Source organism: Mesorhizobium sp. M7A.F.Ca.MR.176.00.0.0, from assembly GCF_004023165.1.
Classification (GTDB): domain Bacteria; phylum Pseudomonadota; class Alphaproteobacteria; order Rhizobiales; family Rhizobiaceae; genus Mesorhizobium.
Window position 1 is genome coordinate 56,645 of the sequence record NZ_RZTC01000003.1, and the last position, 13,279, is coordinate 69,923.

General features: G+C 62.7%; 12 protein-coding genes. 5 read left to right on the plus strand and 7 right to left on the minus strand.

What is annotated here, in order from left to right:
* Nucleotides 1–58: 58 nt before the first annotated feature.
* Nucleotides 59–1,552, minus strand: coding sequence for a PLP-dependent aminotransferase family protein (locus tag EOB59_RS01915; protein WP_128287522.1), 1,494 nt, complete (start codon nucleotides 1,550–1,552; stop codon nucleotides 59–61).
* A 357-nt stretch (nucleotides 1,553–1,909) separates the two neighbouring features.
* Here EOB59_RS01915 and pgi point away from each other — a divergent pair, with 357 nt between their 5' ends.
* Both pgi and EOB59_RS01925 read left to right on the plus strand, forming a co-directional pair.
* Nucleotides 1,910–3,553: a glucose-6-phosphate isomerase gene (gene pgi / locus EOB59_RS01920; protein ID WP_127808080.1), complete on the plus strand. Its 1,644-nt coding sequence runs from the start codon at nucleotides 1,910–1,912 to the stop codon at nucleotides 3,551–3,553.
* Nucleotides 3,554–3,558: 5 nt separating this feature from the next.
* Nucleotides 3,559–4,281, plus strand: coding sequence for an HAD family hydrolase (locus EOB59_RS01925; RefSeq protein WP_127808079.1), 723 nt, complete (start codon nucleotides 3,559–3,561; stop codon nucleotides 4,279–4,281).
* Nucleotides 4,282–4,568: 287 nt separating this feature from the next.
* On the opposite strand, the gene EOB59_RS01930 is transcribed toward EOB59_RS01925, so the two are convergent.
* From EOB59_RS01930 to EOB59_RS01945, 4 genes are all read right to left on the minus strand, one after another.
* Nucleotides 4,569–4,757 (minus strand): hypothetical protein, encoded by a 189-nt coding sequence (locus EOB59_RS01930; protein WP_174800301.1) that lies wholly within the window; start codon nucleotides 4,755–4,757, stop codon nucleotides 4,569–4,571.
* A 94-nt stretch (nucleotides 4,758–4,851) separates the two neighbouring features.
* Nucleotides 4,852–5,664, minus strand: coding sequence for an oxidoreductase (locus tag EOB59_RS01935; protein WP_127808078.1), 813 nt, complete (start codon nucleotides 5,662–5,664; stop codon nucleotides 4,852–4,854).
* A 60-nt stretch (nucleotides 5,665–5,724) separates the two neighbouring features.
* Nucleotides 5,725–6,186, minus strand: a complete 462-nt coding sequence (locus EOB59_RS01940; RefSeq protein WP_128287523.1) for a GFA family protein — start codon at nucleotides 6,184–6,186, stop codon at nucleotides 5,725–5,727.
* Between the two features lie 41 nt (nucleotides 6,187–6,227).
* Nucleotides 6,228–6,413, minus strand: a complete 186-nt coding sequence (locus EOB59_RS01945) for a hypothetical protein (RefSeq protein WP_127808076.1) — start codon at nucleotides 6,411–6,413, stop codon at nucleotides 6,228–6,230.
* Between the two features lie 94 nt (nucleotides 6,414–6,507).
* Here EOB59_RS01945 and EOB59_RS01950 point away from each other — a divergent pair, with 94 nt between their 5' ends.
* Entirely contained in the window at nucleotides 6,508–7,122 is a 615-nt protein-coding gene (locus EOB59_RS01950; protein WP_127397304.1) for a TetR/AcrR family transcriptional regulator, read from the plus strand.
* Nucleotides 7,123–7,355: 233 nt separating this feature from the next.
* Here the strand turns inward: EOB59_RS01950 and EOB59_RS01955 are convergent, their stop codons facing one another.
* A complete protein-coding gene (locus tag EOB59_RS01955) occupies nucleotides 7,356–8,093 on the minus strand; it encodes a methyltransferase (protein WP_127808075.1) in 738 nt (245 codons plus the stop codon).
* Nucleotides 8,090–10,093, minus strand: a complete 2,004-nt coding sequence (locus EOB59_RS01960; protein WP_128287524.1) for a long-chain fatty acid--CoA ligase — start codon at nucleotides 10,091–10,093, stop codon at nucleotides 8,090–8,092. Before EOB59_RS01960 ends, EOB59_RS01955 begins: the two co-directional genes overlap by 4 nt.
* 470 nt (nucleotides 10,094–10,563) lie before the next feature.
* Here EOB59_RS01960 and EOB59_RS01965 point away from each other — a divergent pair, with 470 nt between their 5' ends.
* Together EOB59_RS01965 and EOB59_RS01970 are read left to right on the plus strand one after the other, a co-directional pair.
* The gene (locus EOB59_RS01965; RefSeq protein WP_127330705.1) at nucleotides 10,564–12,156 is read left to right on the plus strand and encodes an ABC transporter substrate-binding protein; all 1,593 of its coding nucleotides are present in this window, start codon (nucleotides 10,564–10,566) and stop codon (nucleotides 12,154–12,156) included.
* Nucleotides 12,157–12,206: 50 nt separating this feature from the next.
* Nucleotides 12,207–13,214 (plus strand): ABC transporter permease subunit, encoded by a 1,008-nt coding sequence (locus EOB59_RS01970; RefSeq protein WP_127398204.1) that lies wholly within the window; start codon nucleotides 12,207–12,209, stop codon nucleotides 13,212–13,214.
* The last annotated feature ends 65 nt before the right edge of the window (nucleotides 13,215–13,279 follow it).

The following is a 13,279-nucleotide window of genomic DNA, read 5'->3' on the forward strand; positions in this document are numbered from 1 at the left end:
AGAGCTAAAATACCGGAGCCGCTGCGAACGGCTCCGGTCACGAGAGATCGACGATGGATCAGGCGGCCGCGGGTCTGCGTCCGGCGGCCGTGGCCAGTTCGCGAATGCCTGGCTCGATGTGCTGCAGTGCGATCGACGAGATGCCCAGCCGCATGAAACGCGAAGGCTTTTCAGTGCGATCGAAGAAACGGTCGCCTGGCTCGATGATGACGCTGCGCGAGGCGGCTGCCTCGGCCAGCCCGCGCGAATCGGTGCCGCGCGGCCCTTCGAGCCACAGCGACGTGCCGCCGGCCGAATCGGTCGAACGCCATTCCGGCAGGAAGGCGGAAATCGCATGGACCAGCCGCTTACGCCGCTCGTCGAAGGCTGAAGACAGCCGCCGCACCAGCGCCTCGTGGTGGCCGAGCGACAGGAATAGCGCTACGGCGCGCTGATTGTTGGCCGGCGGGTGACGCAGCATGAAGCGGCGCAGCGCCCTGAGCTCCGCGATCAGTCCGGCGGACGCCACGATGTAGCCGAGCCGCAGGCCCGGAGCCAGCGTCTTGGACATCGAGCCGACATAGACGACGCGGCCGGAGCGATCGAGGCTCTTCAGCGCTTGCTGCGGTGCCTCGTCGAGAAGCTGGCTGTCATAGCCGTCCTCGATGATGATCTGGTTGTAGCGGTTGGCGCGCGCCAGAAGATCCTGCCGCCGCTCCGCCGACAACGGCACCATGGTCGGGCAATGATGGCTCGGCGTGACGAAGACGAACCCGGAATCGTTGGCAATAGAAGCAGTTACGATGCCGGACTGGTCGACCGGCACCGGCTGTATCTCCGCGCCCGCAAGGCGGAAGATCGAGCGGGCGTCGGGATAGCCCGGGTCTTCCATCGCCACCTTGGAGCCTTTGGACATCAGCAGCGTCGCCAGCATGTAGAGCGCGTTCTGAGCGCCCAGCGTGACGATGATCTCGTCCGGATTGGCGAAGATGCCGCGCCGGGGCAGGAGCCGCGCCTGGATCTGCTCGATCAGCAGCGGATCGTCACGGTCGACCATGTCGGACGCCCAGTTACGGATTTCCAGCACGGCAAGCGCCATGCGGTTGCACTCGCGCCACTCGGCGGTCGGGAACAGCGCCGGGTCGAACTGCCCGTAGACGAAGGGATAGGACGACTTGATCCAGTTCTCGTGCTTCGCTGGCGGCGGCATGTCGCTTGCGGCGATCTTGCGGCGTGCCTTCCAGTCGATCTCGTTGGCCTGGTCGGGCGCCTTCTGGTGGGGCTTGGCCGGTGTCGCCAGCACATCGGGATTGACGAAATGGCCACGCCGCTCGCGCGCCACCAGGAAACCCTGGTCGACGAGCTGCTGGAACGCCAGCACCACGGTTCCGCGAGCCACGCCAAGTTTTTCGGCCAGGATCCGGCAGGAAGGAAGCGGCATCGAAGCGGCGATCTGGCGGTCGAGAATGGCGGCTACGATGGCCTGGCGGATCTGCGCCTGCAGGGTTTGGCCGGATTCGGCCGAAATCCGGAACAGGCCGGACCATATCGCCGTGTCGTTTCGCTGTGGCATGGGAGATTTCCTCGATGGCCAGCCTTTTTCGCTTGGCTGGACCAGCCGAACGTAACCGTGGCACAAGGGGTTGCGCCAATCAATTTTTCTGATCGTTGGGATTTATGCCAGTGATCCTTCACGTCCTTTTGATGCCGCGTTGCGGCATCCTGGGGTGACGCGGCGCCTCATCCCGGCGATGACACCGTACGTGACGTCTGCGTGATCGCCGCGTGACGTCTGCGTCATCGCTGGGGTGACGGTGTGCGTCATCGCTGCGCATTGAAACGGGTGGAGTTCGGCCCGATAGATTGTCGCGACGACACGCGCCGGAAACATCCGGTCCGTAATGATGGCTCGAGGTCTCGGAGTTTGGCAGTGGATCAATCGTCCTTTCAAAAACAGCTCGCCGCCTTGCGTGACCACCGCGCGGCGGCGCCCGCCAGCATGCGCCAGGCCTTCGCCGCCGATCCCAAGCGGTTCGTGGAATTCTCCGCTGCCGACGGCGATCTGCTGCTCGACTGGTCGAAATGCGCGGTCGACGCGACCACCATGGAGCTGCTGGAAAAGCTCGCCCAGGCCGCCGATCTCGAAGGCCGCCGCGCCGCCATGTTCGCCGGCAAGAAGATCAACGTCACTGAGGACCGTGCCGTGCTGCACACGGCGCTGCGCAACCTGACCGGCAAGGGCGTCACCGTCGATGGCCAGGACGTCAAGGCTGACGTCATCGCCGTGCTTGACGCCATGGGCGCCTTTGCCGATGCCGTGCGCTCGGGCAAGGCGGCTGGCGCCACCGGCAAGAAGATCACCGACATCGTCAACATCGGCATCGGCGGTTCCGATCTCGGCCCGGCCATGGCGACGCTGGCGCTGGCGCCCTATCATGACGGGCCGCGCGCACATTACGTTTCCAACATCGACGGCGCCCATATCCACGACACGCTGAAGGGCCTCTCCGCCGAAACCACGCTTTTCATCATCGCTTCCAAGACCTTCACCACCGTCGAAACGATGACCAACGCCGAAACCGCTCGGAAATGGGTGCAGGAAGCACTGGGTAAGGAAGCGGTCGGCAAGCATTTCGCCGCCGTCTCCACCGCACTCGACCTGGTGGCCAAGTTCGGCATCGAGCCGGATCGCGTCTTCGGCTTCTGGGACTGGGTCGGCGGCCGCTATTCGCTCTGGGGCGCCATCGGCCTGCCGGTGATGATCGCTGTCGGCCCGCGGAATTTTCGCGCCTTCCTCGATGGCGCGCATGAGATGGACGAGCATTTCCGCACCGCGCCGGTGCAGGAGAACCTGCCGGCGCTGCTTGGACTGGTCGGCTGGTGGCATCGCGTCATCTGCGGCTACCCGGCGCGCGCCGTCATCCCGTATGACCAGCGCCTGTCCAGGCTGCCGGCCTATCTGCAGCAGCTCGACATGGAATCGAACGGCAAGAGCGTCACCCTCGAAGGCACAGAGGTGACGACGCCGGCCGGACCGCTGGTCTGGGGCGAGCCCGGCACCAACGGCCAGCATGCCTTCTTCCAGCTGCTGCACCAGGGCACCGATTTCATCCCGGTCGAGTTCCTCGCCGCGGCGGTCGGCCACGAGCCGGAACTCAAACACCAGCACGATCTGCTGCTCGCCAACTGCCTGGCGCAGTCGGAAGCGCTGATGAAGGGCCGCACGCTGGACGAAGCCCGCGCCCAGATGCTGGCCAAGGGCATGAAGCCGGCCGACGTCGACAAGATAGCGCCGCACCGCGTCTTCTCGGGCAACCGGCCCTCGCTGACCATCCTCTACCGCAAACTCGACCCACGCACCTTCGGCCGGCTGATCGCGCTCTACGAGCACCGCGTCTTCGTCGAGGGCACGCTGTTCGACATCAACTCCTTCGACCAGTGGGGCGTCGAGCTCGGCAAGGAACTGGCCACCGGCCTTCTGCCTGTCGTGGAGGGCAAGGAAAGTGCCGCCAAGCGGGATGCATCGACCGCTGGCCTTGTGGGATTCATCCACCATTTGCGTGGCGCGGAGTGAAAAGCTTGGCAGACATCAAGGGAATATTGTTCGACAAGGACGGCACGCTTGTCGACTTCAACGCAACCTGGCTCGGCGTTGCCGACTTCATGGCCATGGATGCGTCCGAAGGCGATCGCTGGAAAGCCGACAGGCTGCTGGCCGCCGCCGGCTTCGATTTCGCCAACAAACGCTTCAAGCCCGACTCGATCTTTGCGTCCGGCACCAATCTCGACGTCGTCGAATTGTGGTTTCCGCGCCTGTCCAACGAGGACCAGATGCTTGCGGTTGCCCGCTTCAACGAGATCACCTCTGTGCAGGGCTCGGCGATGGCCGTGGCGCTGCCGGGCATCGTCGACACGTTGACGGCCTTGCACAGGAAATCCTACCGGCTTGGCGTCGCCACCAATGATTCGACCAGCGGCGCGGAAAAGACGCTGGTGACGCTCGGCGTCGCCCAATTGTTCGACGCGGCCTATGGCTACGACGCGGTGGCCAATCCGAAGCCGGCGCCCGACACCATCCTGGCTTTCAGCGACCTCACCGGCCTCAGGCCGGCGGAGATCGCCATGGTCGGCGACAACAGGCACGACCTCGAAATGGCGCGTGCCGGTGGCTGCGGGCTGGCAGTCGGCGTGCTCTCCGGCACCGGCACCCGCGAATCGCTGGCCGGCATTGCCGATGTGATCTTGGATTCGGTCGCCGACCTGCCGGATTTTCTCTCGGCGCGGGTCAAGGAGGCGATCTGACGGCCGAGGCGGGGCAAAATCAACTTGGGCTTTCCCGCCAACGGCTGATTGGTGGAAAGCGGAACGGCAGGTTTCGGGGAAGCAGTTCAGGAAAGCAGACGTGCAGTTCGCTCGCTTCTATGTCTGTCATGGGGCCGGTGGCAGACAGGCCGCTATTGGGGGACGTTTATCGAGAAACGGACATACCGCCGATGAAAGCCTAGGGCCGGAAGTGGCCCAAAGCTGCCTCACACTTTGTGTAGCAGTGGGGGTGAGGAGCGCTGTTGCGCTCGTCACCCGGCGTTGTCTCAGCCCCGTTGATTGGCGATGCCGAGGTAGTGCCCTAGACGGTACTCGATATCGGAGCCCGCTTGCTGGATCAAGGCCTGGCTCCCAGCGGCACGCACGAGAAATCCTGGCAAGGTGAGTGATCGGCTGAACTCACCATACGCGGCGACCAGGTCGGCGTCGGGCGGCAGTACGGCACGATTGATCATCGCCTCCAGATTGATTGATTGTTTGGGTGTGCCGGATCGCCGTCGCGAGCTTCGCCAAGGTGCGGTCGGGCTGCGGGCCTTCGGTTTGCGAGCGTTAGCCGTTGAAGCCGTTATACCGATGCAGCATGCGGTCCATGATGCGCTGCGGCATGAACCGGCGCACCATGCTGAGCTGGCGGGCCTGTGGTCCTGCAGGATAACGCAGCCGGGGGTTGGCCGCGGTTGCGGCCTTCACCACAGCATCGGCGACCACCTGCGGATCATCGCCAGCATCCACCCATTTGCGCATCAGCTTCTCGCTGCGGTCGCGGCCGACGCCATAGACGTCAATAGGCTGGTCCGCCCGCGTCAGGTTTTCCTCGAAGGCGGTGTGCGTTACGCCTGGTTGGACCATGAGGACGCGGACGCCGAAGCCCCGCACTTCGTGATCCAGCGACTCCGAATAACCTTCGATGGCGTGCTTGGTCGATGCATAGAAGGCGTTGAACGGCGAGGGGATCAGGCCGAGAATGGAACTCATGTTGATGATCCGACCACTCTTCTGACGGCGCATGATGGGCAACACCGCGTTGACGACGCGGGCGACGCCGAACACATTGACGTCGAACAGTCTTTTAGTCTGGCCAATGGATGATTCCTCGGCGCCACCCAGCATGCCGATCCCGGCGTTGTTGACGACGAGGTCGATGCGCCCGGCGCGTCGCGCGATCTCGGCAACCAGCGCCTCCACCGATGCATCTTCAGTGACATCGCAGACCAGCATGGTGATCCCGTCGCGGTCTGCAACGGCCTTGCGGCTCGTGCCGAACACCCAGTAGCCCGCCCTGACCAGTGCCTTGGCGGTCGCCAGGCCGATGCCCGAGGAAGCGCCGGTCACCAGCGCGATTGCCTTGTTGTCTTTGCTCATTTGAATGTCTCTTTCAGTTGGTTCGATTTGTGATGGCAGCAAGCGCTGAGAAGCAGCTCGTCACAGGCTGCGGATAATCGTGCGGGTGATGGCATATTGGCTTGGCCAGTAACCGCTGTAGTGGGGGACGCCGTAATGCATGTCCTCGACGCGGCGGTGGTAGAAGACGTCGGCGCGAACGGGAGTCAAAGGCGCGGTCGGCCGCAGATTGAAGACCGGAACGAACATCAGCTGCAGGGAGCCTACCCCCGCGACCTCGACTACGGGCTTTCCGCATGTCCGGCATTTGCCGCGATTGAAGTTCGGCGGCGGGCGATACTTAGCGAAGGAGATGTTCGAGGCGTCATTCAGCGTGACATGCCTGGCCGGCACGACGACGACGTCGGAAAAGTGCCTGCCAGTGAAGCCTTGGCATATGAGACAATGACACCGGAACCTGCCCTTTGGCGCGACTTGGATTTCGAACGAGCAGGCGCCGCACTCGCACGAGCCGGTGAGCGGGAACGAGCTGTCGGCGGTCACGTGCTGATGCTTCTGGGTTTCATTTGGGGACGCCATTCCGGTCACCGCAGCATCATGTTGAGACTGATTTCGACCGGCCGCCCGGAGGGGGCGTGCAGGAGCTTGATGGTGTTCCACCGAACCTGCTCATAGATGCCCTTGGCATGGCTCAGGGCCTCGTCGCGCAGCTGGGCTGACAGAAAACCGCCTATGTGATCGGCGTCGGTGGTTTTTGATATGGCGTTCATGATCCACTCTGATGTAGACAAGAGAAACTTATGCCTCTACATAAGCCTTGAAGTAGTCACTGTCAACAATGTATCCACGAGAAACTTTGCTATCATGCCAGACCCGATTAGTCGCCCCTACCATCACGGTGATCTCCGTCGTGCAGTCATCGACACGGCACAGGACATGCTTCGGGAGGAGAAGGACTGGCAGTTCACGCTGCGGGAAGTCGCTCGCCGGGCCGGTGTGAGCCACGCGGCGCCCTATAAGCACTTTCACGACAAGTCGGCGTTGTTGGCCGAGCTGGCGAAGTTGGGATTTGCCGAACTAGCGGCAACACTCAACGGTGCGACACCAAAAAACACTGCATCATTGCGCGATGAGGTCGTGCCGATTGCACAGGCGTACATCGCCTTCGCCATGCAAAATCCGGCGCTCTATCGCCTGATGTTCAGCGCTGAAGAGGGACGATCGACAGGCCTCCACTTGAGCGATAGTGCTCTCAGCGTATTTGAGGTGACGGTCGAGCTGTTGCGACGGGGTCAGGCCGCCGGCCTTATTCGCAATCGACCAATACAGGGCCAGGCAGCGACGTGCTGGGCCTTGCTGCACGGCATCGCCATGCTTGCTATTGACGGCCTTCTCGTGCCCGAAAAGGTGGGGCCGAACCCCCTCGAGGCGGCACTGGACACTCTCATCGAAGGACTGGCGGTCGAGCAGGGGGATTGACCTAACTTGGTCATTTGCCAATGGCAGCTTCTGGCGCAAAGGTGCCACGGTGCTCTGCCTCGCCTTTGTCCGCTTCTGGGCAGCGGCCGTCACGACGGCAACGGCCGAAATGAGGCGCAAAACGGCCAACGTGGTGCAGCAGTCGAATGTCTGCTTTCAGGTAATGGCCAGCAACGTCGTTGCGGCAAAGATGGAGGTCGAACCCGGTCATTCCGACTGACTGGGTTTTGATCTCAGCGCCAGCGGTTATCCGCCTCGAAGGAAAACACACCGCTCGGCTTGCTCGCGGCACCCTTCGCGTCGCCGAAATCCGGCACCTTGTATTCGGCGAGCAACCGCAGCCGCGACAGCGGCAGGTCGTTGCGGCGGGGATCGCCGACCAGCACTTCGATGCCGGCTGCCAGGCAGCGGTCGAGGAACGGGATGAAGCGTAGAGCGACCTCGCGGCCATAGAACACGTCCCCCGCAAGCACGAGGTCGACCGGCGGCGGGGGAGCCGTCGTGATGTCCTTGTCGACAATGGTGATCTCGATGTCGTTGGCCGCGGCGTTAAGGCCGATTGCGGCAACGCCGTTGCGGTCGATTTCGGCGGCGATCACTTCGCGCGCACCGGCCTTGGCTGCGGCGATGCCAACGAGGCCGGAACCGGCGCCAAGGTCGAGCACGCGGCGACCGGCCACCGTTTGCGGGTGATCCATGATGTGGCGCGCAAGCACCGCGCCGCCGGCCCACACATAAGCCCAGTAAGGCGGCTGCGGCTCAGGTTCGTCCGCCTCGAATGTGTCGTCATCGGCGTCGGAGCCTTGGAGCGGATCGGTAAGCCGCCTCAGGCCGCTGGCCGGGTGCGGCGTGTAGAGCCGGATCTCAGGCACCGACGGCACCGGGGCGAGGCGCATGTTCGTCCTGATGAATTCTGCCGGGTCAGGACGGCAAGGTGCATTTACGGCATCCGCGCCGCCGGCTGCAATCATTCGCGCAAAGCTCGCCGCAGGATCTTGCCGACCGGCGTCTTCGGCAGCTCGGTCCTGAATTCTATGTATTTGGGCCGCTTGTAGCCGGTCAGGTTCTCGCGGCAGAAGGCGGTGAGCGTCTCTGCGGTCAGCGCCGGATCCTTCTTGACCACGAACAGTTTCGGCACCTCGCCCGAATGCTCGTCCGGCACGCCGACCGCCGCCACTTCGAGCACGCCCGGATGCATGGCCACGACTTCCTCGAGTTCGTTCGGATAGACATTGAAGCCCGAGACCAGGATCATGTCCTTCTTGCGGTCGACGATCTTGGTGTAGCCGCGCTCGTCCATGAAGCCCATGTCGCCGGATTTGAAGTAGCCGTCCTTGGTCATCACCTTGGCGGTCTCATCGGGCCGGTTCCAGTAGCCCGCCATCACTTGCGGTCCTCGGATGCAGACCTCGCCGACCTCGCCGAGCGGCAAATTGTTGCCGTCGTCGTCGCGGATGGCGATCTCGGTCGAGGGCAGCGGCAAACCGATGGTGCCGGTGAAGTCGCCGGCGGTGAACTTGTTGGCGGTGGCCACCGGCGAAGTTTCCGAGAGGCCGTAGCCTTCGGTGACCGAACAACCGGTCAGCGTCTTCCAGCGTTCGGCAACGCCCTTCTGCACCGCCATGCCGCCGCCCAGCGTCAGCACCAGCGGCTTGAAGTCGAGCTTGCGGAAATCCTCATTGTTGAGCAGCGCGTTGAACAGCGTGTTGAGGCCGGGAAAGATGTGCACCGGATACTTCTGCAGTTCCTTGACGAAGCCGGGAATGTCGCGCGGATTGGGAATGAGGACATTTCGGGCGCCTTGCTGCATGCCCATCAGTGCGTTCACGGTCAGCGCGAAAATATGATAGAGCGGCAGCGCGCAGATAAAGTTGGGGTGCGCCGGTTTCGGCTTGATCGTGTAGGCGTCCTCCATCCACTGCGCGTTCTGCGCGACGTTGGCGAGCACGTTTCTGTGCAGCAGTGTGGCGCCCTTCGACACGCCCGTGGTGCCGCCCGTATATTGCAGGAAGGCGACATCGTCGGCTTCCACCTTGGCCGGCTTGAAGCCCATGCCGGCGCCGGCCTTCATGGCGGCATTGAACTTGACATGGCCGGGCAAGGACCATGCCGGCACCATCTTCTTCACGCGGCGCACGACGAAATTGACGATGGTGCCCTTCAGGCCGCCGAGCATGTCGCCCATCGCGGCGACCACCACATGCTTGACCGCCGTCCTCGCGATCACCGCCTGCAAGGTGTTGGCGAAGTTTTCCAGGATGACGATGGCTTGCGCACCGGAATCCTTCAACTGGTGTTCGAGCTCGCGCGGCGTGTAGAGCGGATTGATGTTCACCACGACATAGCCGGCGCGCAAGATCGCCATCATCGCCACCGGATATTGCAGCACGTTCGGCATCATCAGCGCGACGCGCGCGCCTTTCTGCAGGCCCTTCGATTGCAGGTAGGCGCCGAAGGCCGCCGACAGCCGCTCGATATCGGTGTAGCTGATGGACTTGTCCATGCAGGTGAAGGCCGGCTGCGCGGAAAACTGCTTGCAGGCGCCGACGAGGAAATCGCCGATCGAGCTGTAGGGCAGGGCGCCGATCTCCGCCTGCACGTTTTTCGGATAGCTCTTGAGCCACGGCTTTTCCGGCAAGCCGGCGGCCAGCGCCGTCAATGCTTTCGGCAATCGGTTGGCGGTGGCGGCGGTCGGCCTTGCCGCCGGTGGGGCCTTCACCGCCGCCGCAGCCTTCGACGCCGGCCTGACAGCGGGCTTTGCCGCACCCGCTTTACTCCCCGGCGCCGTCTTTTCGGCCGCGGCCTTGGCCGGGGCTTTCACCGCCGGCTTTGTGCTTGCCCTTACGGGCGCCGCGGCCGCCTTCGCCGTGGCGACCTTGGCAACGGGTGCTTTCGGCTTGGCAGTACCGGCTGCTTTCGACGGCGCCTTGGCTCCCGCTTTCACCGTCGTCGTCCTTGATGCTTTTGCCACCCGTTCCTCCCTGGACAAGTCTTGTTCATTCGCGCCGCGCTCGCCCCTGAATTGACCTCGCCTCTGAATTGACAAGGGCGCCCTCCGCTGCGGCCGTTATACCCTATGTATTGCCTCCCTTGGTGACCGTGCAAGTCTTGCCCTTGCGGCAACACGGCGAAAGATTTGCCGTCGAAAGTCCTTGCCGCCGCCAGCGCTGCCAAACGGTGTTCTGGCGCATCCCTCGGCCGCTCGGAAGCGCGGGGAACATTATATCGTCAGCTTGGCGATCAATAAAAAAATTCGGTTGTTAATAATCTCGTGAATGGAAGAGACTGCTAATTTTTCCTCCAATTTGGCAAAATAGCGGATTTTTTTCCTGCTTCCCGCGGGGTAAGCAAACGGGGTGTTCCAAAGCCGGAAAAACGGTGCTTATATGCGCGCTTCGCGAGCCTGATAGAGGGGCTTGGAAGAACATCAGGGAGTGCTCAATGAATAAGAAGCTGACTTTTGCAGCCGCGTTGCTGGCTGCAAGCGTCCTGGGCGGCGTGGCCAATGCGAAAACTCTGGTCTACTGCGCGGAAGCTTCGCCGGAGGGTTTCGATCCGGCGCCGTATACCGCAGGCCAGACGTTCGACGCGTCATCGCGCACCGTCTTCAACCGCCTTGTCGAATTCGATCACGGCAAGACGACGACCTCGCCGGGCCTGGCCGAGAGCTGGACGATCTCCGACGATGGCAAGGAATATGTCTTCAAGCTGCGCAAGGGCGTCAAGTTCGCCGCGACCGACTATTTCACCCCGACGCGCGACTTCAACGCTGACGACGTGGTGTTCTCGTTCGAACGCCAGGTCGACAAGAACGGCCCTTGGTTTCAGTACATTCCGGGCATTGCATACCAGTATTACAATGACCAGTTCGGCGAAAACATCGCCAAGGTCGAGAAGGTCGACGACCTGACGGTGAAGTTCACCCTCAAGGAGCCGGCGATCACTTTCATTCCAACGCTGGGCATGGATTTCGCTTCGGTCGTCTCCAAGGAATATGCCGACAAGCTGCAGGCCGACAAGACGCCTGAGCTGTTCAACCAGAAGCCGATCGGCACCGGTCCGTTCATCTTCGTCGACTACCAGACCGACGCCGCCATCCGTTACAAGGCCAACCCGGACTATTGGGGCGGCAAGCAGAAGATCGACGATCTGGTCTTCGCCATCACCACCGATCCGGCGGTGCGCGCGCAGAAGCTCAAGGCCGGCGAATGCAACATCATGTCGTACCCGGCACCGGCCGACATCGCAGGCCTGCAGGCCGATCCGAACCTGAAGGTCGAGGAGCAGGAAGGCCTCAATGTCGGCGCGCTGATGTACAACACCCAGCAGAAGCCGTTCGACGACGTGCGCGTCCGCAAGGCGCTCAACATGGCCATCAACAAGAAGGCCATCATCGACGCCGTCTTCCAGGGCGCCGGCCAGGTGGCGATCAATCCGATCCCGCCGACCATGTGGTCCTACAACAAGGAAGTGAAGGACGATCCTTACGATCCGGATGCAGCCAAGAAGCTGCTTGAAGAGGCCGGCGTCAAGGACCTCAAGATGAACGTCTGGGCCATGCCGGTGTCGCGCCCGTATATGCCGAACGCGCGCCGTACCGCCGAGCTGATCCAGGCGGACTTCGCCAAGGTCGGCGTCACCGTCGAGATCGTCAGCTACGATTGGGGTGAATACCTCAAGCGCGCTTCCGCGGTCGATCACGACGGCGCCGTCATCGTCGGCTGGACCGGCGACAATGGCGATCCGGACAACTTCCTCGGCGTGCTCCTGAGCTGCGCTTCCGTCGGTTCGAACAACCGCGCGGAATGGTGCAACAAGGACTTCGATGCGCTCATCAACAAGGCCAAGACCGTTTCGGATCAGGCCGAGCGCACCAAGCTCTATGAACAGGCACAGGTCATCTTCAAGGAACAGGCACCCTGGGCGACGCTCGCTCACTCCAAGGTGTTCATGCCGATGCAGAAGACCGTCACCGGCTTTGCGATGGATCCGCTCGGTATCCACCGCTTCGACGGCGTCGATATCGCCGAATAAGGTTGCGAAACGGGGGCGCCACCATATGGTGACGCCCCCACTCGCCCGCCATGCTGCGTTATATCCTCGGCAAGCTCGCCCTCATCATCCCGACCTTCATCGGGATAACCATCCTCGCCTTTGGCTTCGTGCGCATCCTGCCCGGTGATCCGGTGCTGGTGCTTGCGGGCGAACGCGGCCTGTCGCCCGAACGCCACACGGCGCTGATGCACCAGTTCGGTTTCGACCTGCCGATCTGGCAACAATATCTGACCTATCTGACCAACATCCTCAGCGGTGATTTCGGCACCTCGTTTTCCACCAAGACGCCGGTGCTGAAGGATTTCCTGGTGCGCTTCCCGGCAACGGTCGAACTCGCCATCTTCGCCATGATCTTTGCCGTCATCCTGGGTGTCGCCGCCGGCATCTTCGCCGCCATCCGTCGCGGTTCCTGGTTCGATCAGCTGACGATGGGCACGGCGCTGGCGGGCTATTCCATGCCGATCTTCTGGTGGGGCCTGCTGCTGATCATCGTCTTCTCCGGCACGCTGCACTGGACGCCGGTTTCCGGCCGCATCGACCTTCTCTATTTCTTCAAGCCGGTGACCGGTTTCATGACCATCGATTCGCTGATCTCGGGCCAGAAGGGCGCATTCCGCTCGGCACTGTCGCACCTCGTCCTGCCCACGATCGTGCTCGGCACTATCCCGCTCGCAGTCATCGCCAGGCAGACGCGCTCGGCGATGCTCGAAGTGCTGGGTGAGGACTATGTCCGCACCGCGCGTGCCAAGGGCCTGGCGCCGCGCCGCGTCATCGGCCTGCATGCCTTCCGCAACGCGCTGATCCCGGTCGTCACCACCATCGGCCTGCAGGTCGGCACGCTTTTGACCGGCGCCATCCTGACCGAGAGCATCTTCTCCTGGCCCGGCATCGGCAAATGGATGATCGACGCCATTTCCAAGCGCGACTATTTCACCGTGCAGGGCGGGTTGCTTTTGATCGCGCTGATCGTCATGTCGGTGAACCTCATCGTCGACGTGCTCTACGCCGTCATCAACCCACGCATCCGGGCCAACTGACATGAGCAACGAAGGCCCAGCCACCATCGAAGCCGCGACCGTCGTCAAGCCGCAGGACGCCAGGC

Excerpts from the sequence above, each read along its gene's own strand:
- EOB59_RS01915 (WP_128287522.1), bottom strand. The coding sequence starts at position 1,552 with ATGCCACAGCGAAACGACACGGCGATATGGTCCGGCCTGTTCCGGATT.
- EOB59_RS01930 (WP_174800301.1), bottom strand. The coding sequence starts at position 4,757 with ATGATCAATCGTGCCGTACTGCCGCCCGACGCCGACCTGGTCGCCGCG.
- EOB59_RS01935 (WP_127808078.1), bottom strand. The coding sequence starts at position 5,664 with ATGAGCAAAGACAACAAGGCAATCGCGCTGGTGACCGGCGCTTCCTCG.
- EOB59_RS01945 (WP_127808076.1), bottom strand. The coding sequence starts at position 6,413 with ATGAACGCCATATCAAAAACCACCGACGCCGATCACATAGGCGGTTTT.
- EOB59_RS01950 (WP_127397304.1), top strand. The coding sequence starts at position 6,508 with ATGCCAGACCCGATTAGTCGCCCCTACCATCACGGTGATCTCCGTCGT.
- EOB59_RS01955 (WP_127808075.1), bottom strand. The coding sequence starts at position 8,093 with ATGATTGCAGCCGGCGGCGCGGATGCCGTAAATGCACCTTGCCGTCCT.
- EOB59_RS01965 (WP_127330705.1), top strand. The coding sequence starts at position 10,564 with ATGAATAAGAAGCTGACTTTTGCAGCCGCGTTGCTGGCTGCAAGCGTC.
- EOB59_RS01970 (WP_127398204.1), top strand. The coding sequence starts at position 12,207 with ATGCTGCGTTATATCCTCGGCAAGCTCGCCCTCATCATCCCGACCTTC.